The sequence below is a fragment of the Mesonia sp. K7 genome, from assembly GCF_003233725.1.
In the GTDB taxonomy this organism is placed as follows: Bacteria; Bacteroidota; Bacteroidia; order Flavobacteriales; family Flavobacteriaceae; genus Mesonia.
In genome coordinates, this window is the sequence record NZ_QKQV01000017.1 from 21,993 (window position 1) to 42,205 (window position 20,213).

22 protein-coding genes are annotated in these 20,213 nt (G+C 35.0%); 7 read left to right on the forward strand and 15 right to left on the reverse strand.

Annotated features, from left to right (window positions below; all coding sequences use genetic code 11):
• Window positions 1-64 precede the first annotated feature (64 nt).
• A complete protein-coding gene (locus DNG35_RS10935) occupies window positions 65-424 on the forward strand; it encodes a hypothetical protein (protein WP_146228872.1) in 360 nt (119 codons plus the stop codon).
• A gap of 148 nt (window positions 425-572) precedes the next feature.
• Here the strand turns inward: DNG35_RS10935 and DNG35_RS10940 are convergent, their stop codons facing one another.
• Window positions 573-905, reverse strand: a complete 333-nt coding sequence (locus tag DNG35_RS10940; protein WP_111129100.1) for a hypothetical protein — start codon at window positions 903-905, stop codon at window positions 573-575.
• Window positions 906-1,171: 266 nt separating this feature from the next.
• Complete coding sequence (gene mnmE, locus DNG35_RS10945) at window positions 1,172-2,569, reverse strand: tRNA uridine-5-carboxymethylaminomethyl(34) synthesis GTPase MnmE (protein ID WP_111129102.1); 1,398 nt, start codon at window positions 2,567-2,569, stop codon at window positions 1,172-1,174.
• A gap of 100 nt (window positions 2,570-2,669) precedes the next feature.
• Here mnmE and DNG35_RS10950 point away from each other — a divergent pair, with 100 nt between their 5' ends.
• Together DNG35_RS10950 and DNG35_RS10955 are read left to right on the forward strand one after the other, a co-directional pair.
• Window positions 2,670-3,023, forward strand: coding sequence for a DUF4870 domain-containing protein (locus DNG35_RS10950; protein ID WP_111129104.1), 354 nt, complete (start codon window positions 2,670-2,672; stop codon window positions 3,021-3,023).
• Window positions 3,024-3,029: 6 nt separating this feature from the next.
• Complete coding sequence (locus DNG35_RS10955; RefSeq protein ID WP_111129106.1) at window positions 3,030-3,524, forward strand: hypothetical protein; 495 nt, start codon at window positions 3,030-3,032, stop codon at window positions 3,522-3,524.
• Here the strand turns inward: DNG35_RS10955 and msrA are convergent.
• The 4 genes from msrA to DNG35_RS10975 form a co-directional block, all read right to left on the reverse strand.
• Complete coding sequence (msrA, locus tag DNG35_RS10960; protein WP_111129108.1) at window positions 3,521-4,177, reverse strand: peptide-methionine (S)-S-oxide reductase MsrA; 657 nt, start codon at window positions 4,175-4,177, stop codon at window positions 3,521-3,523. The two genes, DNG35_RS10955 and msrA, sit on opposite strands and share 4 nt — an antisense overlap.
• 4 nt (window positions 4,178-4,181) lie before the next feature.
• A complete protein-coding gene (locus DNG35_RS10965) occupies window positions 4,182-4,787 on the reverse strand; it encodes a hypothetical protein (protein WP_111129110.1) in 606 nt (201 codons plus the stop codon).
• Window positions 4,788-4,902: 115 nt separating this feature from the next.
• Complete coding sequence (locus tag DNG35_RS10970) at window positions 4,903-5,682, reverse strand: zinc ribbon domain-containing protein (protein WP_111129112.1); 780 nt, start codon at window positions 5,680-5,682, stop codon at window positions 4,903-4,905.
• Between the two features lie 2 nt (window positions 5,683-5,684).
• Window positions 5,685-6,779, reverse strand: a complete 1,095-nt coding sequence (locus DNG35_RS10975; protein ID WP_111129114.1) for a Nif3-like dinuclear metal center hexameric protein — start codon at window positions 6,777-6,779, stop codon at window positions 5,685-5,687.
• 248 nt (window positions 6,780-7,027) lie between these two features.
• Between DNG35_RS10975 and lpxK the strand changes: the two genes are divergently transcribed.
• Window positions 7,028-8,023 carry a tetraacyldisaccharide 4'-kinase gene (gene lpxK / locus DNG35_RS10980; protein WP_111129117.1) on the forward strand — a complete coding sequence of 332 codons (996 nt, stop codon included), beginning with the start codon at window positions 7,028-7,030 and terminating at the stop codon, window positions 8,021-8,023.
• Here the strand turns inward: lpxK and DNG35_RS10985 are convergent.
• From DNG35_RS10985 to DNG35_RS11010, 6 genes are all read right to left on the reverse strand, one after another.
• Entirely contained in the window at window positions 8,001-9,518 is a 1,518-nt protein-coding gene (locus tag DNG35_RS10985) for a response regulator (protein WP_146228873.1), read from the reverse strand. The genes lpxK and DNG35_RS10985 overlap by 23 nt on opposite strands.
• A 17-nt stretch (window positions 9,519-9,535) precedes the next feature.
• Window positions 9,536-10,543, reverse strand: a complete 1,008-nt coding sequence (gap, locus tag DNG35_RS10990) for a type I glyceraldehyde-3-phosphate dehydrogenase (RefSeq protein ID WP_111129120.1) — start codon at window positions 10,541-10,543, stop codon at window positions 9,536-9,538.
• A gap of 6 nt (window positions 10,544-10,549) precedes the next feature.
• Complete coding sequence (lipA, locus tag DNG35_RS10995) at window positions 10,550-11,419, reverse strand: lipoyl synthase (protein ID WP_111129122.1); 870 nt, start codon at window positions 11,417-11,419, stop codon at window positions 10,550-10,552.
• A 72-nt stretch (window positions 11,420-11,491) separates the two neighbouring features.
• Window positions 11,492-12,046, reverse strand: coding sequence for an RNA polymerase sigma factor (locus DNG35_RS11000; RefSeq protein ID WP_111129124.1), 555 nt, complete (start codon window positions 12,044-12,046; stop codon window positions 11,492-11,494).
• A gap of 10 nt (window positions 12,047-12,056) precedes the next feature.
• A complete protein-coding gene (locus DNG35_RS11005) occupies window positions 12,057-13,148 on the reverse strand; it encodes a glycosyltransferase (RefSeq protein WP_111129126.1) in 1,092 nt (363 codons plus the stop codon).
• 6 nt (window positions 13,149-13,154) lie between these two features.
• Window positions 13,155-13,352: a membrane or secreted protein gene (locus tag DNG35_RS11010; protein WP_111129128.1), complete on the reverse strand. Its 198-nt coding sequence runs from the start codon at window positions 13,350-13,352 to the stop codon at window positions 13,155-13,157.
• Between the two features lie 151 nt (window positions 13,353-13,503).
• On the opposite strand from DNG35_RS11010, the gene DNG35_RS11015 reads away from it, so the two are divergent.
• A complete protein-coding gene (locus DNG35_RS11015) occupies window positions 13,504-14,121 on the forward strand; it encodes a fasciclin domain-containing protein (RefSeq protein WP_111129131.1) in 618 nt (205 codons plus the stop codon).
• A 60-nt stretch (window positions 14,122-14,181) separates the two neighbouring features.
• Here the strand turns inward: DNG35_RS11015 and murB are convergent, their stop codons facing one another.
• The 3 genes from murB to DNG35_RS11030 form a co-directional block, all read right to left on the reverse strand.
• Window positions 14,182-15,198, reverse strand: coding sequence for a UDP-N-acetylmuramate dehydrogenase (gene murB / locus DNG35_RS11020; RefSeq protein WP_111129133.1), 1,017 nt, complete (start codon window positions 15,196-15,198; stop codon window positions 14,182-14,184).
• Window positions 15,199-16,389, reverse strand: coding sequence for a pyridoxal phosphate-dependent aminotransferase (locus DNG35_RS11025; RefSeq protein WP_111129141.1), 1,191 nt, complete (start codon window positions 16,387-16,389; stop codon window positions 15,199-15,201).
• A gap of 104 nt (window positions 16,390-16,493) precedes the next feature.
• The gene (locus DNG35_RS11030) at window positions 16,494-16,886 is read right to left on the reverse strand and encodes a DUF1573 domain-containing protein (protein ID WP_111129135.1); all 393 of its coding nucleotides are present in this window, start codon (window positions 16,884-16,886) and stop codon (window positions 16,494-16,496) included.
• 134 nt (window positions 16,887-17,020) lie between these two features.
• On the opposite strand from DNG35_RS11030, the gene DNG35_RS11035 reads away from it, so the two are divergent.
• Window positions 17,021-19,648, forward strand: coding sequence for a valine--tRNA ligase (locus tag DNG35_RS11035; protein WP_111129137.1), 2,628 nt, complete (start codon window positions 17,021-17,023; stop codon window positions 19,646-19,648).
• A gap of 90 nt (window positions 19,649-19,738) precedes the next feature.
• Window positions 19,739-20,059, forward strand: coding sequence for a hypothetical protein (locus DNG35_RS11040; RefSeq protein ID WP_111129139.1), 321 nt, complete (start codon window positions 19,739-19,741; stop codon window positions 20,057-20,059).
• Window positions 20,060-20,213 lie beyond the last annotated feature (154 nt).

Sequence of the window (20,213 nt, forward strand, 5' to 3'; positions counted from 1 at the left end):
AAGAGCAGCTTAGTTTTATTTTTGTATTATTAAAAATAAATATCAATTTAAAAATTTAATGATTATGAAAGAACATTTTGTGAACCTACTTTACCAACAATTACGTCAAGAATATCTATTAAGCAGAGTATATATAGATTTTAGATTTGAAGAAGATGAAGACAAAGTGGAGGAAATTTATGTAGATAATTTGGGGGTAATACTTGATATGATAGGATACCCAAAAGATGATGAAACAGAACTATCAAGAGATTGGTTCTACCAAGAATTTACAGAAACACCTGTTGTAAATTTAGAGAATTTAAATAAATACCTTCATTGGGTGTGTGAAGAAACAGCTAAATGCTGCAAAGAAAATAATTTAGCAATAAATGATTTTTTGAACTCCTTAATTAGAGAATACAGACAACCTCAAACTCTTTAGAACAAAAATATTTAAAGCTGATTTTATTTGCTGTCATGTATTGTAAAATATTATGTAGAAGATCGATATCTCACTTGAACATATAAAGCAGTATTCCAGAACACCTCTTTTAAAGTTTAGTGAGGTGTTTTATTTTTAATAAGTTTTCTCATAAAATTTTAATTAAATCAGACTTTAAAAACAAAAATCTTTTTTTTAGACAAATGTAATTAAGTCTATTTTCTTTGATTTTTCTTCTCAAAATATTTTCTGAAATTTCAAAGAAAATAACTGATTCTTTAACAGACAAATAGTGTTTATTTTGTAAATACTCTTTGGTAATAATTGGTTTTTCCTTTGTGAGAACAACTGAGTTTTGTTTTTGTTGTAGCCTCCATTTTTTCTTAAAACATTTTTTAGAACAATAGATTCCTTTACTACTTTTTGCAATAAAATCTTTGTTACATTCTGTACATTTTCGTTTGATTGTTAAATGGCTCATTTTACAAATTTTGTTTGTGTTACTCCTTTGAAAACCTTTACAGATACTGATAAAACGAAAAAGAAAGTAACTTTCTACTGTTTATAAGAGTTTCCGTATTAGAGTATCATAAAATTCATAAAAATTATCCGTTTTAAAAACTTAGTATCACAATTAGTAACATAAAAATGATAAATAAGGGTAAACAAAGTTCTCTATCAGCTCACCATAAATCCTTTGTAATCAGCGCGTTTTATGTAAGAATATAGTGTTTTGATAGCGTTAGTCTACTTCCCGATACAAAAATTAGCAAAGATGTTTCCTAGCAAATCATCAGAAGTGATTTCGCCTGTAATCTCACCAAAGTGATACAAAGCCTGACGGATATCTATCGCCAACAAATCGCCCGTCAAGCCCATATCGATTCCTTCTTGTACTTTATTGATTTCGGCTTGTGCCTTGAGCAATGCATCGTAATGACGCGAATTGGTCACAATGGTGTCGTTGTTTTTTAAAGCACCCGTATTGACAAAAGATAGCAACGTATTTTTCAAACTATCAACACCTATATTTTGTTTAGCAGAAATTGCTTCTAACTTAAAATATGGGGTTTCTATTTGTTTGAAAGACTCCAATTGTTGTTCTTCTAACAAATCAACTTTGTTGAGCACCACAATTAATGGTTTTTGTGGGTACTTATTTTTTATCTTTTCAATTTCAACTTGAAACTTTGAACTTGGAACTTTAAACTCTTTTGCATTGAGCAAAAGAATAACCACTTGTGCCTGCTCTATTTTTTCAAAGGTTTTTTTGATGCCCAAACCTTCTATCACATCTTGGGTTTCGCGAATTCCGGCAGTATCGATAAAACGGAAGCCTACCCCGCCAATCGAAATCTCATCTTCTATGGTATCTCTCGTTGTTCCAGCAATATCACTTACAATAGCTCTTTCTTCGTTAAGTAAAGCGTTCAGCAAAGTAGATTTTCCCACATTGGGCTCACCAACAATCGCCACTGGAATTCCGTTTTTAATCACATTTCCTACCGCAAACGAATCGATAAGGTTTTTAAGTAATTTACTGATTTTTATAATCAATGCCTGAAACTCTTCCCGATTGGCAAACTCTACGTCTTCTTCGGCAAAATCAAGTTCGAGTTCGATGAGCGAAGCAAAATTTAGCAATTCCTCTCTTAACTTTTTGATTTCGGAAGCAAAACCGCCACGCATTTGTTGCATCGCCAACTGATGACTTGCCGCATTATCACTGGCAATGAGGTCGGCTACCGCTTCTGCTTGACTTAAATCCATCTTTCCGTTCAGGAAAGCTCGAAGGGTAAATTCGCCTGGATTTGCAGCCCGACAACCTTGTTTCAACAACAAATTGATAATTTCCTGCTGTATATAAGCACTTCCGTGACAGGAAATTTCTACGGTATTTTCGCCTGTATAGGATTTCTTTCTTCTAAAAACAGATACCAAAGACTCATCGATAATTCTGTTGCCATCTTTTAGGTAACCCAATTGTAACGTATGCGATTTTTGTTCGGTGAGTTTGATGTTTTGCCTTCCTTCAAAAACCGTAGAAGTAAAATTGATCGCATGGGGTCCAGAAACTCTTATCACAGCTATCGCTCCGTTTCCGGGTGCTGTTGCCAAAGCTACAATGGTGTCGTCTAAAATCATACTGCAAAGGTATAAAACGCTTTTTTACTTTGGTTAAAAATTATGTTTTGTAACAAAAATTGCCGTAATTCGTTAGATAAGTAAACCAACTTATTATTTTATGGAAACGATACACACACCAAAAGAAGACCGACAATTATTAGCCATCTTACATTTTAGCCAACTCCTTAATTTTATTTCTGGAGTGGGTGGTTTTGTGGCACCTCTAATCATTTGGTTATTAAAAAAAGACGAAATCGCCCACATGGACGAACAAGGAAAGCAAGTGCTCAATTTTCAGATTTCATTTTTTATCTATGCGATTATTGGAGCGATTTTATCTTTGATCCTTGTAGGTTTTCTTCTCTTGGGAATTATCGCCTTATTGAACCTGATTTTCCCGATTATCAATGGTATCAAAGCGAGTAATGGTGAACCCACCCATTATCCGCTTACGATTAATTTTATAAAGTAAATTTCGATGAAAAATTTCGCTTTAAGCTTAATGACGATGCTTATGCTAAGCTGTAATTTTTCTGATAAAAAACAAGAAGAAAGTTTACCTAGAAAAGATACTTTAAAAGTCAACACTTCTGTCGAACACCCACAAGAAATCACTGAGGAAAATAAAATTGTGCTTGAAGTGATCGAAGATTGGCGAAACTACATGGAAGGTTGCTCTTGCTATTTTGGCACCACAAAAGAGAATTTTAAAAGTCAAAAATGGGTTTATTTAGACAATTATGATGATACCGCTTATATAAAAATAGACGGGAAAGTTGAAAAATTACCTGTTGTCGAAGACAATAAAAAATTCACCTATAAAAAATTTGAAAACGAAGCGTACGAAATCACGCTCAAAACCGAGCAAACCAATCAGATAGACGAAGTTTGGGATTTTGAAGGGATTTTAATTGTCAAAACAAAAGACGGCTCTATCACTAAACAAGCCATAAATGGAGCTTGCGGGTGTTAATCTTTCTTTTTCATTAACTCCGGATGTTCTTTTTTTACCTTTTCTAACCTTGGGTTAGAAACGTTTTTAATATAAGCATTATTTGGGTTTCGTTTTTTGTAATCTTGGTGATAATCTTCGGCCACCCAAAACTTATCAAAGGCTTTTACTTCTATCGCTATGGGTTCTGCATAGAGCAAATCCAATCGATCCAGCTTAAATTCAGCAATTTGTTTTTCTTCTGGAGTTTGGTAAAAGATAATCGAACGGTATTGTGAGCCAATGTCTGGACCTTGTCCGTTTTTTTGGGTCACATCTATCGAACTCAGAAACACATCAACCAAAGTAGCATAATCTATTTCGGTTGGGTCGTAAATGACTTCTATCGCTTCGGCGTGACCGGTTTTGCCTGTATTGGTTTGTTCGTAAGTCGGATTTTTAGTGTGACCGCCAGCATACCCCGAAATACTCTCTTTGATACCAGTTACGCTTTCGTAAATGGCTTCGGTACACCAAAAGCATCCGCCTGCAAAATAAGCTCGTTTGTAGTTTTGGTTCGTTACTATTTCTGCCTTGTCGGCATTTAAAACCATTGCCTTTTCGCCTTGAGCGGTTTTATCATCTTGACATCCAAATGAAAAAACTAAAGTGATGAGTGCAAAAAAAAGTTTCATGTTTCTATTTTAAAACATAAACATCTGCAACATTCTTGCCTAAGTCATCATAATCTTTAGCTATTTCTCCATTTAGGGTAAAACCTATCCAATCTACTTTTAGCTGTTTTCCCAACGAATGTACTGTTGCAATGGGTTTACCCGTATCAAATTTATCCCAAGGAATTGGTTTTAAGGCATCCATATTTCCAACTGCTTTTACAAAATACATCGCAGCTTTGTGTTCTTCTGTCTTTTTGTAAGTCACCGTAATATAAAGGTTGTTCTCCTTGTCTAAACAAACTCTCTCTGTTGTATTGAGCTGTATCATCAAACAGTTACATTCACAGTCAGAATAAGCATCATCTGCTTTCTGAAACATCCCTTCAAAACCTAAAATGGGTATATTTTCTTCTGAAGTATTTTCGTCTGTTTCCATTTCGTTAGTATCAGAAGTGTCTTCAGAATTATCTTCGGTATTAAAAATAGAATTTCCATCATCGTCGCTGCTTTCCATGTCTATTTCATAATTGCTATTGGTGTCGTCAACGTTAAGTTCATTAGTGGTTTTGTCACTTTTACAAGCGACAAGAACCAAGGTACATAGAAGTAGTAGTAATATTTTTTTCATGGTATGATATTTTAAAGAAAGTTACCAATTTCTATTGGCTTAAATTCTAAAATTATGTTAATAAAAAAACCCTTTCCAAATTTAGAAAGGGTTTTTAATCGTTTTATTAGAAGGATTACAACTTCGAAAAAAGTTTATCCATCGCTTCTTTTTGCTCTTGTGCCAACTCTTGGTCTACCAATATTCTACCACTGTGTTCGTCGGTAATAATTTTCTTTCTACTTGCAATTTCCATTTGTACTTGTGGTGGAATCGTAAAGAAAGAACCACCTGAAGCTCCTCTTTCTATTGGTACAACTGCCAAACCATTTTTTACACTTCCTCTAATTCTGGTATAGGCATTTACCAAACGGTCTTCAATCTCTTTTTTGTATTCTTCAGATTTTTTTATTAAAGCTTGCTCTTCTTTTTCCGTTTCACTTAAAATTTCATCTAGCTCTCCTTTTTTGTGAGCCAAATGTCCTTTTCTTTCTTCTAATTTTTCTTCGGTACTTGCAATTACTTCTTTTTTATGCTCGATTTGAGCTTTAAACTCTTTGATGTGCTTTTCAGCTAACTCAATCTCAAGCTCTTGAAACTCTATCTCTTTGGTAATCGCATTGAATTCTCTATTGTTACGAACATTTTTTTGTTGTTCGTTGTATTTTTTCATTAAAGCCTTAGCGTCCTCAATCTTTATTTGCTTTTCTTTGATATGCTGATCTATCGCTTCTAAATCAGCGTTAAACTTTTCTAATCTGTTGGTCAACCCTTCTACTTCATCTTCAAGATCTTCTACTTCTAAAGGCAATTCTCCTCTAACGTTTCTAATCTCATCAATGCGAGAATCGATAAGCTGTAAATTAAATAACGCTCTTAATTTGTCTTCTACGGTTACCTCGGTTTTTTTTGCCATAATCAACTGTATTGAATCGGATTGGTATTTTTTTGTGATAAAATGATTGCAAAACTACTAAATTTTTTCGTAAGAAACTCATGTAAAAGATTTTTTGTGTACTGCTCACTTTCATAGTGACCAATATCTGCCAAAACAATCTTATCTTCTGCTTTATAGAAGTCGTGGTATTTCAGGTCGGATGTGAGGTAAATATCAGCGCTTTCGCGGATGGCTTGATTGATGGCAAAGGCTCCGCTCCCACCCAAAACGGCTACTTTTTTCACTTTTTCCTTCACTAAAGCGGAATGCCGAATCACTCCGCATTTAAACGTCTTTTTTACTTGCTGTAAAAAAGTGTGGGTATCAATAGCTTCTGTTAATTCGCCAATCATTCCGATACCAATTTTTTGATTGTAATTATCGAGTGAAGTGATTTCGTATGCCACTTCTTCGTAGGGATGCGCTTCAAACAAAGCTTTTACGATTTTTGGTTCTAAATGCTTTGCAAATGTGATGTTAAGTTGTATTTCTTTTTCTTCTTGTAGTTTTCCTTTTTCACCGATAACAGGATTAGACGCTTCGTTTCCTTTAAAACTTCCAATACCTTCAACGGTAAAACTACAATTTTCGTAATTCCCGATACTTCCAGCTCCAGCTTCAAAAAGGGCTTGTTTCACAAGCGTGCTATTTTCGATAGGCACATAAGTGGTCAACTTTTTGATAGTTGACTTTTGCGGCAAGAGTACTTTTCTATGCTGCAAACCTAATTTTTCACAGATCTGATGATTCACCCCTCTAAAGTAATTGTCGAGTGCTGTATGAATGGAATAAATAGCAATATTATTCTGAATAGCTTTCAGTACTACTCGCTCTACATACGTTTTGCCTGTTATCTTTTTTAAGCCACTAAAAACAATAGGATGAAAAGCAATGATTAGATTACAATTGTTTTCGATAGCTTCGTCTATGGTAACTTCGAGAGTGTCTAAAGTGACTAAAACACCTGTAATCTCAGCATTTTTATCCCCTACCAACAAACCCACGTTATCAAAATCTTCCGCATAAGCGAGCGGTGCCATTTCTTCTAAAGTATCGATTACCTCTTTTATCTGCATAGTTTTGTTTTTAAAATAATGTTACTTGCTATGATGTAAATTTGTCAAATCGATTGGTTTTTCTGAATTTTTCAGAAAAATTGTATCGAGATTTAAAAAATTTTAACACTAAAACCTTGTTCTCGATACTTTTTCCTATGGAAAAACCTGCCTGCCGCAGGCAAGGCTCGAACTGACGGCTTAAAGTAAGCATATAAAACCTGTAATTGGTTTTTAGAAGTTAAAGATAAAAATTATACCTTCGTTTTATGCAAATTTTACGAAAATTACTGTTTCCGCTTTCGCTCATTTATGGCATCGTCACAGCGATAAGGAACTTTTTATACGATCAAAATATTTTAAAATCTTACTCGTACGATTTGCCCGTCATCACTATTGGGAACCTTTCTACCGGCGGAACAGGAAAATCACCTATAGTCGAATTTTTAGTAGATTTTCTAAAAAAAGGACGACAAATCGCTACTTTAAGTCGCGGTTATGGAAGAAAAACAAAAGGCTATCGAATCGTAAATCCTAACGATTTAGCCAAAAATGTTGGCGACGAACCTTTACAGTTTAAAACCAAGTTTCCTGAAATTACGGTAGCCGTTTGTGAAAAACGAAAAATTGGTATCGAAAACCTACAAAAAGAATTTCCCAATCTTGAGCTTATTATTTTAGACGATGCTTTCCAGCACCGACAGGTAACGGCTGGTTTTCAAATTTTGCTTACGGCTTATGACAGTTTGTACTGTGATGATTTTTTATTACCTACGGGAAATTTACGCGAACCAAAATCTGGTGCCAAAAGAGCCGACGTTATTGTAGTGACCAAAGTTCCTGATGCTTTAAACGAAGGTGAGAAGAACAACATCAAAAACAAACTGAAATTAGAAGCAAACCAAGAGTTGTTTTTTTCTCAAATCGCTTACGCGGATTTTTTTAAGAACACAACGCAGCAGCTAGACTTTGCTTCGCTACATAAATTTACTTTAGTCACTGGAATTGCCAACCCAAAACCTTTAGTGAAGTTTTTGGAACAACAAAATTTTACCTTTGAACATATGGCTTTTTCGGACCACCACCATTTTTCTGAGAAAGAAATTCAGGGTTTAAAAAAACACAATAAAATAGTCACTACCGAAAAAGATTTTATGCGATTACAAAATCATTTTTCAGAAGATCAGCTTTATTATTTACCCATCACTACAAAAATTAATCGAGAAGAAGACTTCCAACAAATTATTCTTGATTACCTGAATTAGCAATAATATCAGTTATCTTTTTGTAGAAGAAATCGGTGTTGTAAGGTTTTGAAATCACAGCATCAAAACCAATGTCGTAATATTCTTCGTCTTTGTGTTCTAAAGTTACTGCCGTTAAGGCAATGATTGGTGTTTGTCTATTGAATTCTCTAATTTCTTGTGTCGCCTCTATTCCGTTTTTTACAGGCATATGGATGTCCATCAAAATCAGATCGAAACGTTGTTCTTTCATAATGTCAACTGCTTGTTGCCCATTTTCGACAATTTTTACCAAGGCTTCTTTGCGCTCTAAGATTTTTTGAGTAATTCGCTGGTTGAGTTTATTATCTTCAACCACAAGCACATTTTTATCTTTTAAAATCTTATCAGAATATGGAGCGGTTTTTTTCTGAGGTACAACTTCTTCTTCTGTATTTTCAACAGTTTTAAGGTTAATGGTGAAATAGAAACGAGACCCCTCAAATAACTCACTTTCAAAATAAATTTCGCTACCTAATATTTCTAAAAGTCTTTTGACAATGGCCAAACCTAAACCAGTTCCGCCGTACTTTTGGTTATATTCGTTTTCGCCTTGGTAAAAGTCCTGAAAAACTTTTTCGAAATTACTTTTCTCTATTCCAATTCCTGTATCTCTTACTTCAAAATAAACATCTACTTCAGCTTCTTTTGCAGCGACTAATTTTGCAGTAAGCCAAACCGATTGGTCATCAGAGTATTTAATGGCATTAGAGATCAAATTCATTAAAACCTGGGATATTTTAAGGATATCGCCCTTAAGTCTTTCAGGTATATTTTCGTCTAACTCTAAATGTAAACTAACGTTATTGGACTTTGCCATTTCCTTAAAAGAGTTGAAAAGGCTATGGATTCTTTTATGAAAATTGAATTCGCGCTCAACAATAACAATTTCGTTTGCTGCAATTTTATTGATGTCTAATATGTTGTTGATAAGTGAAAGCAAGTGTTCTCCAGAGTAATTTAGAGCATTCAAATGCTCCTTTTGATCCTCTCTTGGTTTTTCCTTAAGCAATAAATAGGTTGACCCCGTAATGGCATAAATGGGTGTACGAAGCTCATGGGTAATGGTATTGAAAAAATTTTCTTTGATTTTACTGGCTTCCTGCATTTTTTCTTGTGCCGAAATGAGTTCTTTATTTTTCTGAAGTAATAAAGCGTTGGCACTCTTTCGCATACGGTTATTTTTATAAAGCGTCACCGTAAAAAGTGCTAAAATGATGACCACAATTAAACTTAAGACTAAAGCAAATTGACTAGCATTTTTCTTTTTCTCGACTGAAGCAATTTCATCTTCTTTTGCTTGAATCTCTGTAGTTTCAGCTTCATTTTCACCCCCAAAAGATTCTGCTTTAGTTATTACAACTAAAGTTGAATGATAAAAAACTTTAGCTTGTAGACTGCTATTTAAAAGAGAAAAAAAGAGAAAAAAAACAATCCAAAGGGAAGTAAAAGACAAAGAAGTGTTACTAAATTTCAATTGAGGTATTTTAAAAGTTAGCCTAATTTAATCAATTTTATTAAATCTACAATCCTATTGCTGTAACCATATTCGTTATCGTACCAACCAATGAGCTTCACCAAATGCCCATCGATAACCGAAGTCATTTGTGCATCGAACGTACACGAATAAGGACTTCCCAAAATATCTACCGAGACGATAGGGTCTTCGGTGTAATTGATAATTCCTTGATAGGTTTCTTGCGAAGCGGTTTTAAAAAGCAAATTAATTTCCTCGATACTGGTTTTCTTTTTGACATTCAAGGTCATATCGGTCAACGAACCATTAGGCACCGGAACACGAATACCGCAACCTCCTATCACATCTTCTAAATCGGGAAAGATTTTGGTCAATGCTTTTGCAGCTCCTGTTGTTGTAGGAATAATCGATTGTGCCGCTGCTCTCGCTCTTCGTAAATCACGATGCGGTTGATCGTGCAAGCTTTGGTCTGAAGTATACGAGTGAATTGTAGTAATGTAAGCTTGTTCTACTTCAAAATTTTCGTGTACCAATTGGAGCATAGGTGCCGCATTATTGGTGGTACAACTGGCGTTGGAAATGATCACGTCATCATCACTCAGTATATGTTCATTGACACCCATTACAAGCATTTTTATAGCATCGTCTGCCGAAGGAACTGAAAGAATAACTTTCTGTACGCCCTCTTTTAGATGTTTTTCCAGCAATGCTTTGGTTTTGTGTTTTCCTGTACATTCGACCACGATATCGACTTTGGTTTGCCAATTGATAGCCTCGATATTTTTTTCGTTAGCAACAAAATATTTTTTTCCGTTGACGTATAAAAATTCGTCTTGAGCGAAAATATCCTGTGGCAAAACACCGTGAACACTGTCGTATTTAAGCAAATGTGCCAAAGTTTTTACATCGGCAAGATCGTTGATCGCAACCACTTCTATTTCGGGATTTCCGAGCAAAATACGGAACAAAGCTCGACCAATACGGCCAAAACCGTTGATCGCAATTTTTTTGGTGGGAGTTTTCATTAAGTGTTAATGAATATGCTTTTGAGCTTTGTATGACGAACGCACCAACGCACCACTTTCTACGTGTCTAAAACCAAGATCCTTACCTATTTCTTCGTACTTTTTAAACTGATCTGGTGTGATGAATTGTTTTACCGGTAAGTGTTTTTTACTGGGTTGTAAATATTGCCCAATAGTAACCACATCTAAATTTACTTTTCGTAAATCTTCTAAAGTTTCGATTACTTCTGCTTCGGTCTCGCCCAAGCCAAGCATAATACCCGATTTGGTCCTTGAAGCTCCGTTTTCTTTTAGGTATTTTAAAACACCTAGACTTCTTTCGTATTTCGCTTGAATACGTACTTCACGAGTAAGTCGTTTTACGGTTTCCATATTGTGGGAAATCACCTCTGGATGTACTTCAAGAATTCTATCGATATGCTTTTCAATACCTTGAAAATCGGGAATAAGTGTTTCTAAAGTCGTATTGGGGTTCATCCTACGAATGGCTTTTACGGTTTCAGCCCAAATAATAGACCCCATATCTTTTAGATCATCTCTATCTACACTGGTAATGACCGCGTGTTTGATGTCCATAATTTTGATAGAACGAGCTACTTTCTCAGGTTCATCCCATTCTACCGTTTCTGGTCTTCCGGTTTTTACACCACAAAAACCACAACTACGGGTACAGACGTTACCTAAAATCATAAACGTAGCTGTACCTTCACCCCAACACTCACCCATATTTGGGCAACTACCCGAAGTACAAATAGTGTTGAGCTTATATTTATCTACCAATCCTCTAAGGTTGGTATATTTTTTTCCGGTTGGTAATTTTACACGAAGCCATTTAGGTTTTTGAACCCTTTCTGGAGTTAGTGTTGTGGTACTCATAGAAAAATTTTAGTCTGACAAAGATACAGATTTCTTAAGGATAAAACACAGCTTTTTACGATTTGTCACTTCTTACAATTCTGAACTACTTTTTATACTTTCTGCCAGAAGCTTTTTTGCCCTTAACAGTTTTACTTTTACATTATTGAGGGGCTCGTCTAATTGTTCTGCAATTTCTTTATACGACATTTCTTTAAAAAAACGCAAGCGAATAACTTCCTCATAAGATGGTTTCAAACGTTTTAGATGCTGCAACAAGCTTTGTAAATTCTGCTCTAAAATCAATTGGTTTTCTGCATCTAAGCTCTCGTCTGCAATTGCTTTTGTCGTCATTTTATGAACGCTTGTTGTGTCTAAGGTTTTTACTCTTGTGGTGTCTATATGAATGTTTTTGGAAATCGTAATAAGCCATGTTTTAAACTTATACTCGCTGTTGTAAGTGTGTAATTTATCAAAAGCTTTACTAAACGTCTGAATGGTAATTTCTTCGGCTTCAAACTCATTTTGAAGGCGTTTGAGTTGAAAAGCATACACATCATTCCAGAAATACTCCAAGAGTGCGTTATAAGCGACTTGGTTTCCGCTTTTAGCGGATTTTATTAATTTTTCTAACTCGTTTTCATTCATTTTTTCAACCTTAATGCCTGCTTCTAAGATAGTTAAAAAAAGTATGAAGGTAAAACAAGTTGGTAAATTGGTTGAGAACAGGAAAAAGCCATATAAGATAAGGCTCCTGCAGTTTTAAAGTCGTTTTTCTGTAAAAAAAGAATTGGACGACAAACCGAACAACAATCGCTATTGCTGCCATCTGAAAGAAAAATAAATTGACAAACGCCAACACCACAAATAAAGGCAGTAACAAAAATTCTGTGACAGGAAAAACACGAATTCCCATTTTCTGACTAGAACTAATCAGTTTTTTATTTTTTAAAGATTGTTTGTGATTTTCGTACCATGCTTTCCAAGAGAACGGAGTATTCTCTACGACAAAGTTATCTGCATCGAAATTGATAAAAGTGTTTTCTTTGTTGGCAATTTCTTGAATAAAAAGATTGTTTTCTGCCTCTGGAATTTTCATAAAATTCATAAATCCCGAATGCTCATAATACAAACTTGCTTTATAGCTTTTGTTATAGAAATTGGCGTAATAAGGCAAACCAGATGTTAAATTGGCAAAGCTTAAAACCATTTCTTTCATATGATAAAATCTAGCAAAAACATTACCTAAACTTTTGTTTGCTTGGTATTTGTAATAGCCTAATTCTACTTGTTTATCTTTTGCTTGTAGTGAAATACTTTTTAGCCAGTTTTTATTCGTTGGCTTAAACTGAGGCGATACAAAAACCAGGTTTTGTGAACTCGCTCTTTTGATACCTAAAGTAAGGGCGTATTTTTTATTCCCCCAAAAATGCTCATTGCTTTTTACGTCTACCAGTTTTATTTGCGGATGTTGCTTTTCTAACTCTTCCAGTTCAAAAATAGAATCGTCTATCGAAGAATCGTTTACAATAATAAGTTCGTAGTTTTTATAGTCTTGCTCTAAGATAAGACCAATACTTTCATGCAAATTCTCTTGGTTATTTTTAAGGTATAGAATAACTGAAAGTGGAGCTTCCTGCAAACTCGCAAAAGCTTTTTGCTTTTTTGAAATAAAATTAAGGTAGAAAAGGTAATAAATAAGATTGATGACAAAAACCAACCCAAAAGCAGCGAGTAAAATTATATCCATATAAAATTATACCGAGTCTTTTTTACAATCTGCTTCTTCGGGTAATTTTCCGCAAAAACCACAAGCTTCACCTTCTTTGTTAAGAAAAGGATTTTGGCTTGCACAAGTTCCTGCAAACTTACCATCTTTTTTTGCCCATATTTTGATGGCAATTCCTGCGAAAGCAACTGCCAATAACGCTACCGATATCAATAATAATTTCATACCACAAAAATACGATAATCTAGCATTCTAGAAAAACAATGTTCTATTTTAATAATATTTAATTCTTTTTAACTAAACTTTATCAATTCAATTAAAATGCTGGACAAAATATCAAGTATATTAGCTGAATAATTATAAAATTCTAAACTAAATGAAATTAACTAAATTATTTATTCTAGGAGCCTTTTCAACCTTAATGTTTACAGCATGTAAAGATGACAAAAAAGCCGAAGAAACAGAGATTGAAGTAACCGATGAAACCAACATCGACACAGATAACAATACAACTGATGAGGTTGACACCAAGAGAAATCGTGAAGATATGAATTTAGCTGAGGTTACTCGTGCTAACACCAACTTATCGAGCGTATCTGAAGCACTTGAAAGAGCAGGTCTCGTAGCAAAATTAGAAGCTGACACACCAGTTACTATTTTTGCTCCTACCGACGCCGCTTTCGATAAAATACCTCAAGAAACGAGAGATAGCTGGATGAAGCCAGAAAATAAAGAAAAACTTACAGGGCTTTTAAGCTATCATATTTTTCCAGGAGAATTAACTGCTGAAAAATTGGTAGATTTAATCAATAATGCTGAAAACAACAAATATACTTTTGTAACAGCCAACAATGGTGAAGTAAGTGCAACTATCGAAAACGGAAGTGTTGTTTTATGGGATAACAAAGGAACTAAAACAACCATCGAAACAGCAAATATTAGTGCATCAAATGGTTACATCCACACGATAGATAACGTAATGATGCGTGAATAATAATTGTAGTTTTAGATTGACCATTTAAGGAAAGCTGCTTTGCAAAAAGCAGCTTTTTTTTTATGGAATAATATTGACTTCCATTTCTAAGGTAATCCCAAAAGTATCTTTTACCTTCTGTTGGATTTCTTGGGCCAATTGGTAGACTTCTTTGCCAGAAGCATTTCCGTAATTCACCAGCACCAAAGCTTGGTTTTTATGCACACCTGCATCACCATTGCGATAACCTTTATAGCCTAAGGTATCGATAAGCCAACCCGCAGGCACTTTTACAAACTCCTCAGAAATCGGGTAACTTGGTATATTTTCATAAGTTTTTTGAAGTTCTACGAAATGATTTTTATCAACTATTGGGTTTTTAAAGAAACTTCCGCTATTTCCTAATTCTTTTGGATTGGGGAGTTTAGCAGTTCTAATGGCGATTACCGCATCAGAAACATCTTTTACTGTCGGTTGTTGTATATTTTTTGCTTCCAACTCTTGCTGAATGGCTCCGTAACTGGTTTTTATACGGTGATTTTTTTTCGAAAGCTTCAATAAAACACTGGTGATGATATATTTTCCTTTAGCTTCGTTTTTAAAAATAGAATCACGATAGCCAAATTGGCAATCCTGATGTGTAAAAGATTTATGTTCTAAGGATTGCATATGAATCGCCTCACAACTCACAAAAACATCTTTGAGTTCGACCCCATAAGCACCAATATTTTGGATAGGACTCGTACCTACATTTCCAGGAATGAGTGATAAATTTTCAATACCTCCAAAATCTTGGTTGATGCACCAGAGCACAAAACGATGCCAGTTTTCACCGGCATTGGCTCTTACATACACAAAACCATCATCTTCGCTTTCTATTTTTTTTCCGAGAAGGTTGATGTAAAATACCGTTTTAGGAACATCATCGGTCAACAAAATATTGCTTCCGCCACCGAGCACAAAAATTTCTGAGGCATACACTTGTTGCAAAGCCTTTTCTAATTCGCTCACCGATTGTATTGTTACAAAAGCATTGGCTTTTACATCAATTCCAAAAGTGTTATGGTTTTTTAAAGAAAAGTCTTTCTGAATATCCATCTATTCTTGGTAAGCTTGCAAGGCATCTTTCAAAATTTCCACAGCAGTGATCAAATGCTCTTTTTCTAAAACATAGGCAATTCGCACTTCGTTTAAACCTGTGTTAGGTGTAGAGTAAAAACCTGCAGCCGGAGCAATCATAATGGTTTTTCCGTCTTTATTGAAGCTTTCTAACAACCATTGCGCAAAATTATCGGCATTTTTTACCGGTAATTGTACGATGCAATAAAAAGCACCGTTAGGTTGAGCAACTTTTACACCTTCTATTTTCTCTAAACCCTCAATCAAGATATTTCTTCGCTCAACATATTCTTCTATCACTTCGTCAAAATAGCTTTGCGGCGTTTCGAGAGCAGCTTCACTTGCAATTTGTGCAAGTGTGGGCGGACTTAATCTCGCTTGCGCGAATTTCATTGCCGTAGCAATTACTTCTTTATTTTTGGAAACAATACAACCTATTCTTGCTCCACACATACTGTAACGCTTAGAAACCGAATCGATCATAATGGCATTATTGGCGATTTCTTTTTGGCTCATTACCGAAAAATGTTGATTGCCATCGTAAGCAAACTCACGGTAAACTTCATCGGCCAGCAAGAACAAATCGTGTTTTTTTGCCAATTGTGCCAATTGCTCAATCTCTTCTTGAGTATATAAATAACCTGTCGGGTTTCCTGGGTTACATATGATAATTGCCTTGGTTTTAGCAGTAATCAATTTTTCAAACTCACTAATCGGAGGAAGCGCAAAATTATCTTCGAACTTTGCTTGTACTGGAACCACTTTTACACCAGAAGAAGTGGCAAAACCATTATAATTGGCATAAAATGGCTCAGGAATAATTACTTCGTCTCCAGGATCAGTAACGGTTCCCATCGCAAAAAGCAAAGCTTCAGAACCTCCTGTGGTCACAATGATATCTTGCGGTTGAACATCTAGACCTACATTTTGATAATACCTTGCCAGTTTCTCACGATAAGAAGCAAATCCAGCCGAATGACTGTACGCCAAAATATCAAAAGTTGCATTTTTTACCGCATCGATTGCTACTTGTGGTGTTTTGATGTCTGGTTGACCAATATTCAAATAAAAAATCTCTTTTCCTTGTTGGGTTGCTGCTTCTGCATACGGAACTAATTTTCTTATCGGTGATTCGGGCATTGCCAAACCTTTGGCAGATATTTTCGGCATAATTTTATTTTTTGGCAAAGTTGCAAAAAAATCTAAAAACAATTTGATTTTAGTCCATAAAAAAAGCCCCATAAAAATGGAGCTTTTATCATTTCGCTTTAAGCTTATTTCTCTAATTCGCTCTTGGTATCTTGAGCTTGAACATTTCCTTTGATCTTTAACGGAAATGGTGAGTTTTCTGTATTGGCATATACCGTAATGGTTTTTCTAATTAAACCAACCTTTGTGGTATTATACTTCACCTTAATTTCTGCTGATTCTCCTGGAGCAATCGGATTTTTTGGTTTTTCCGGCACAGTACATCCACAAGTAGATTTTACGTCAGAAATAATTAACGGTTCGTTACCTATGTTGGTTACCACAAAAGTCCTTACGCCGTCAGCATTGTACTCCACATTACCGTAATCGATCACTTCTTGATCGAATTTCATATTGGCTTGTGCTGTGGCAGCAAAACCAACAAATAATAGTAATGTAAATGCAATTAAATTTTTCATAATGTTATAATTTTTAGACTAAATTAAAGGTTATTTCTTTTTAAACAAAATTATTGTAATATCATTTTATAATTCTTTTAAAAAACCCTTAATATAAGTACTTTTGTAGTCCTTAATTCAAAAATTAGACCAAAATGGCAATTGCAGCATCTTATAATGCAAAACAAATGGAAGAAAAGTGGTATAACTACTGGATGGAAAATGATTATTTTCATTCGGAAGTCAACGATAAAAAGCCATATACCATTGTGATTCCGCCTCCAAACGTAACAGGCGTTTTGCATATGGGGCATATGCTCAACAATACTATACAAGATGTTTTGATAAGAAGAGCAAGACTTTTGGGCTATAATGCTTGTTGGGTTCCAGGAACCGATCACGCTTCGATTGCTACCGAAGCTAAAGTCGTTGCCAAGCTTAAAGCAGAAGGAATCGATAAAAATACCATCTCACGGGAAGATTTTATGAAACACGCTTGGGATTGGACTGATAATTATGGCGGTGTAATTCTATCGCAATTAAAGAAGCTTGGTGCTTCTTGTGACTGGGAAAGAACAAAATTTACTTTAGATGAACAGTTATCAAGTTCGGTCATCAAATCTTTTGTAGATCTCTACAACAAAGGTTTGATTTATCGCGGTTACCGTATGGTCAATTGGGATCCTGAAGCAAAAACCACCCTTTCTGACGAAGAAGTGATTTACGAAGAAAGACAAGGTTTACTTTATTATATAGCTTACCCTATCGAAAATTCAGACGAAAAAGTAGTGATTGCCACTACCCGACCAGAAACTATTTTTGGTGACACTGCCGTTTGCATCAACCCAAATGACGAACGTTTTACGCATTTAAAGGGAAAGAAAATTATCATTCCTGTGGTAAATCGCGTCATACCAATTATCGAAGACGAATATGTAGATATGGAATTTGGTACAGGTTGTCTAAAAGTAACGCCAGCACACGACGAAAATGATAAAGTGCTTGGAGAAAAACACCAACTCGAAGTCATTGATATTTTTAACGACGATGCGAGTTTAAATAGTTATGGTTTACACTATGAAGGAAAAGATCGTTTTGAAGCGAGAAAACTTTTTGTAAAAGAATTGGAAGAAAAAGGGTTTCTAGTAAAAACTGAAAATCACACCAATAAAATTGGAACTTCAGAAAGAACAAAAGCCGTCATCGAACCCAAAATGTCTGACCAATGGTTTTTAAAAATGGAGCAATTGGCAAAACCAGCCATTGAAGCGGTTTTGGAAACCGAAGACATCAAACTTTTTCCTGAGAAATTTAAAAATACTTACAGCCACTGGATGAATAATATCCGTGATTGGAACATTTCGCGTCAGCTTTGGTGGGGACATCGGATTCCAGCCTATTATTACGCGGAAGGCAAAAACGACTTTGTAGTTGCCGAAACTATTAAAGAAGCATTAAAGTTAGCGCAAGAGAAGACAAACAATTCCGCTTTAAGCGAAAAAGACCTTAGACAAGACGAAGATGCTTTAGACACTTGGTTTTCTTCTTGGCTTTGGCCGATGAGTGTTTTCGACGGCATCAATAATCCTGATAACGAAGAGTTTAACTACTACTATCCTACCAACGATTTGGTTACCGGACCTGATATTTTGTTTTTCTGGGTCGCGAGAATGATTATGGCAGGTTATGAATATACAGGAGAAAGACCGTTTAAAAACGTGTACCTTACTGGTTTAGTGCGTGATAAACAAAGACGCAAAATGTCTAAATCGCTCGGAAATTCGCCCGATGCTTTAAAATTAATTGATGATTACAGTGCCGATGGTGTTCGTGTAGGCTTGTTGTTGAGCAGTGCTGCTGGTAACGATTTGATGTTTGACGAAGCACTTTGCCAACAAGGTAAAAATTTCGGTAACAAAATCTGGAATGCCTTCAGACTAGTAAATTCTTGGGATATTAGCGAAGATAAAGCTCAAGGCGAAAATGAAAAAATTGCTATTGAATGGTATCGAAATAAACTTCAAGAAACACTGGTAGAAATTGAAGACCATTTCTCAAAATATCGAATTTCAGATGCATTAATGGCGACATATAAACTTATTTGGGATGATTTCTGCTCGTGGTTATTAGAGGCTGCAAAACCAAATTTCAACGAAAGTATTGCTAGAAAAACCTATGAGGAAATCATCAATCTTTTTGAAGAAAACTTAAAGATTTTACATCCATTTATGCCGTTTTTAACGGAAGAGATTTGGCAAAATATTTCCGAAAGAACTTCAAATGAAGCTTTAATCATAGCATCGTGGCCGGAAACAAAGACTATTGACAAAAAACTGCTTTCTGATTTTGAAGAAACCAAAGAGATTGTTTCGGCGGTGAGAAAAATCCGTAAAGAGAAAAACATCTCCTTTAAAGAAGAATTAGAACTTTTTGTATTGAATAATGATGTAAAACAAGCTGCTATCATTCAAAAATTAGGAAATATTACTACGATTGAAAAAATTGACACTGCTAAAGAAAACAGTCTTACCTTTAGGGTAAATGCAGTAGAATATTACATTCCTTTCAGCGAAAGCATAGATGTGGATGCCGAAATTACGAAGCTTACAGAAGAACTAAAATACCAAGAAGGTTTCTTAAAATCGGTACAGAAAAAACTATCTAACGAACGCTTTGTAAATAATGCTCCAGACCAAGTGGTTGCCATAGAAAAGCAGAAAGAAGCAGACGCTCAAGCTAAGATAGAAGCGATAGAAAAGAGTTTAGCAAATCTTAAAAATTAACAAAACTCTTATAATTATCTTAAAATATTTTGTAATCCTAGAGTTTCGCATACATTTACACTAACAAATGATTATAAAATTAATTTTATTATGAAAAACCTATCAAAATTATTAAGCATTCTTTTTATTGCTAGTATTGCATTAGTTAGCTGTAGAGATGAAGAGAAAAAAGACGGTGAAACTGCTGAAGAGACAACTGTAATCGAAGGTATTGAAGTTGACAAAGACGCAAAAGTTGAAGTTAACCAAGACGGAGACAAAGTAGAAATCACTGAAGACAACAGAGAGATTGAAATTCAGAAAGAAAGTGATGGTTCTATCGAAAAGATAAAAATTGATGAGCCAGGTAAAGAGACTAAAATCAAAATGGAAGACGGTCAGGTAGAAAAGGAAAAAGTTGAAGTGAAGTAATTCTTAGTTCGCTTTCGCTAAAAAATATAACCCGATGAGTTTTCATCGGGTTTTTTGTTTGGTATTGTTTCTATAGGAGTCCATAAAAACAAAAAGCCCCCATCAAAAGATGAGGGCTTAAAAAAGGCGGTGACCTACTCTCCCACAATAAGCA

Bases quoted from the DNA above. Each gene is read 5' to 3' on its own strand.
- DNG35_RS10935 (WP_146228872.1), top strand. From the start codon at position 65: ATGAAAGAACATTTTGTGAACCTACTTTACCAACAATTACGTCAAGAA.
- DNG35_RS10940 (WP_111129100.1), bottom strand. From the start codon at position 905: ATGAGCCATTTAACAATCAAACGAAAATGTACAGAATGTAACAAAGAT.
- mnmE (WP_111129102.1), bottom strand. From the start codon at position 2,569: ATGATTTTAGACGACACCATTGTAGCTTTGGCAACAGCACCCGGAAAC.
- DNG35_RS10950 (WP_111129104.1), top strand. From the start codon at position 2,670: ATGGAAACGATACACACACCAAAAGAAGACCGACAATTATTAGCCATC.
- DNG35_RS10955 (WP_111129106.1), top strand. From the start codon at position 3,030: ATGAAAAATTTCGCTTTAAGCTTAATGACGATGCTTATGCTAAGCTGT.
- msrA (WP_111129108.1), bottom strand. From the start codon at position 4,177: ATGAAACTTTTTTTTGCACTCATCACTTTAGTTTTTTCATTTGGATGT.
- DNG35_RS10965 (WP_111129110.1), bottom strand. From the start codon at position 4,787: ATGAAAAAAATATTACTACTACTTCTATGTACCTTGGTTCTTGTCGCT.
- DNG35_RS10970 (WP_111129112.1), bottom strand. From the start codon at position 5,682: ATGGCAAAAAAAACCGAGGTAACCGTAGAAGACAAATTAAGAGCGTTA.
- DNG35_RS10975 (WP_111129114.1), bottom strand. From the start codon at position 6,779: ATGCAGATAAAAGAGGTAATCGATACTTTAGAAGAAATGGCACCGCTC.
- lpxK (WP_111129117.1), top strand. From the start codon at position 7,028: ATGCAAATTTTACGAAAATTACTGTTTCCGCTTTCGCTCATTTATGGC.
- gap (WP_111129120.1), bottom strand. From the start codon at position 10,543: ATGAAAACTCCCACCAAAAAAATTGCGATCAACGGTTTTGGCCGTATT.
- lipA (WP_111129122.1), bottom strand. From the start codon at position 11,419: ATGAGTACCACAACACTAACTCCAGAAAGGGTTCAAAAACCTAAATGG.
- DNG35_RS11000 (WP_111129124.1), bottom strand. From the start codon at position 12,046: ATGAATGAAAACGAGTTAGAAAAATTAATAAAATCCGCTAAAAGCGGA.
- DNG35_RS11005 (WP_111129126.1), bottom strand. From the start codon at position 13,148: ATGGATATAATTTTACTCGCTGCTTTTGGGTTGGTTTTTGTCATCAAT.
- DNG35_RS11010 (WP_111129128.1), bottom strand. From the start codon at position 13,352: ATGAAATTATTATTGATATCGGTAGCGTTATTGGCAGTTGCTTTCGCA.
- DNG35_RS11015 (WP_111129131.1), top strand. From the start codon at position 13,504: ATGAAATTAACTAAATTATTTATTCTAGGAGCCTTTTCAACCTTAATG.
- murB (WP_111129133.1), bottom strand. From the start codon at position 15,198: ATGGATATTCAGAAAGACTTTTCTTTAAAAAACCATAACACTTTTGGA.
- DNG35_RS11025 (WP_111129141.1), bottom strand. From the start codon at position 16,389: ATGCCGAAAATATCTGCCAAAGGTTTGGCAATGCCCGAATCACCGATA.
- DNG35_RS11030 (WP_111129135.1), bottom strand. From the start codon at position 16,886: ATGAAAAATTTAATTGCATTTACATTACTATTATTTGTTGGTTTTGCT.
- DNG35_RS11035 (WP_111129137.1), top strand. From the start codon at position 17,021: ATGGCAATTGCAGCATCTTATAATGCAAAACAAATGGAAGAAAAGTGG.
- DNG35_RS11040 (WP_111129139.1), top strand. From the start codon at position 19,739: ATGAAAAACCTATCAAAATTATTAAGCATTCTTTTTATTGCTAGTATT.